A 2,307-nucleotide genomic window follows, 5' to 3' on the forward strand; every position below is an offset into this window, starting at 1 on the left:
GAAAGAAGTTAAAACGCTTGAAGGACATTTTGAAGTTGTTTTTTCTTCTTAAACTTCTTTATGATTAGCTTTTTTGGGTCTATTCATGCATGGCAATCTTATATAAAAAATAGTCAAATGAATCACGTATAAAAGTGTGGATTCTTAAGTGGATTCATATAAGATAATTACAAACAAACTATTGACTTTATTGTATTTTTGTTTATAATGTCCTTCAACAAGTGTGATCATCCGTCGACCGTTTTCAACATCAATGCCCTTCTCATCATTATAAGCTTCAAGATCATTATGATGAATGCCTTCATAAGCAACCCCATCACGCGCCCAATCCGCACTCAGCTCTGTCCAATGAGATTTTGGAAACATCTGCTTGGCTACTTCCAAGGGCTTGCGGTCTACATACCACATGCGTTGTGCATCGGTTAAATTCGGTTGCACCGCTGCACTATCCCAAACCATCTTTAACGGGTCTAAACGCGTAATGACCGGTTCACCATCAAGACTGTTTTCATAATCAAGGCGGGTATCAGTCCACCCCATGCCGCAGATGACAGCGTCTTGGAAAGCATCACTATCTGCATATTCAGCATGTGCCATGTCGCGAAACCATTCCGCTGCTCCTGTAAGCAATTCACTTGGCAATGCCTTGCCTATTTGACGGGGAATGAATTGCACCTCTCGTTTATTGTTACGCTCTGAACCCACAACGGCATTAACCAATGGTGCAATACGGTTAAACGTCATAACGGGGCGGCGTTGCTCTTTTAACGCCGCTAAATCAGCCTCATTCCACTGATCACCATTGTAAAATCGAAAATCCTCCCGCGCATGTTCACGCCATTTGTTCACATGCTCCACATCTTCTTTGTACCAGCTGATAAGCTATCATATCAAAAAATGAAATAAAGTCAATAGGTTGTGTGAAATTATTTTATATGAATCCACTTAAGAATCCACATTTTTATACGTGATTCATTTGACCATTTTTTATATAAGATTGGCATGTATGAATAGACCATAAAAAGCAAATCATGATGTAAATATTATAACGCATGTGTGTATTCAAATAAAATGAAAAGCCGATATCATTCATAACAGTTCATAAATTTTATGATACGTTTTTATCACAGCACAAATCACATTGTTTTAAATTTAGTCGTTTGAAAATATCGATAACATACGTTTAAAGATCACATCTTGTTTTAAAGATTGGATTGTTAATCACATAAAAGAGCAAATTAACATTCGCCAAAATTGGCGAGCGCAAAATAGAGAGCTGTCATAACAGCATCATCATAACACCGAACATTTTAAAGATTGCATAAAAGGATTTAAAGACAAGATCGATTTTATAACCACGGTATTTTTTTACCGAGGTAGGAAATAAAGGTCATGAAATTCAAATGCTATATCTTATGAAATGAAAAGCCTTTTAATGAATAGATTGCAGGCTAGTCTTTAAGAATGGAACTATTCGCTTCCACAAAAAAATGGAAGCAAATAATGCCATGGCAGTAGAATAACTATCTACTTTAGATTTGGTACTAAAAACGTTTTAAAAGTTATAGTTTAAAAATACGAAACCAAATGAGCTCTTTCCAAATTTGGGGGCAGCTATTTAGACAAAGATAAGAAAGTAAACTTCAAAACCATTGTAACATCATAAGGTATGGGTTTTTACTTAATTTTGAGTCAAAAGCTGTAATATTTAAGAATGCTCTATTCTAAGATAACATCCCCAAAATGGACCGGCTAATATTTAAAGAAATTAGGTTTTAATGAAAAGTACAAATACGCTTATGAAAGCTCTTTAAATGCACGTTTAAACGTTTGAAACATAAAATGAGATCTTTATAAGAAACGTTAAAACTTTTTTTTATTACAGTTATAACTTAGTTATCATTTGCTCTTAAGAACGTTTCATTTATGAGAAAACTAAGATTTAGCTTTCACAGCAGAAAAAATTTAAAAACCTTACATTTTATAAAAGCGTTTGTTTATTTATCTTATGAAAAGCTGCTTTTAAAAACCAATGCTTGCAAGCTAAAAAGAACGTTTTTTGCAGATATTTATTGAATATGCATTTGCTTTTGATTGAATTATTAAAGCTACCGAGCGTTTTGATACGTTTGAGAGCAACAAAAAGCGTTTATAGGTTTTCTCATTCAAATGAGTGAGTAAAAATCAAACGCATCATTTACATTCCTTTTGATAAGTTTTCATATCTCTAATAGAGCGCTTGCAATATGATACGTTTTGTATATATGCATTCATTACTCCATTGTGGATGATTCATTTTAATCAATA

General features: G+C 33.7%; 1 pseudogene. It reads right to left on the reverse strand.

Going from position 1 to position 2,307, the window contains the following annotated elements:
• Positions 1-174 precede the first annotated feature (174 nt).
• Positions 175-858, reverse strand: a pseudogene (locus ACFINO_RS09620) (portal protein); the annotation flags it as partial.
• Positions 859-2,307 lie beyond the last annotated feature (1,449 nt).

Source organism: Bartonella sp. AA83SXKL, from assembly GCF_042196965.1.
Classification (GTDB): domain Bacteria; phylum Pseudomonadota; class Alphaproteobacteria; order Rhizobiales; family Rhizobiaceae; genus Bartonella.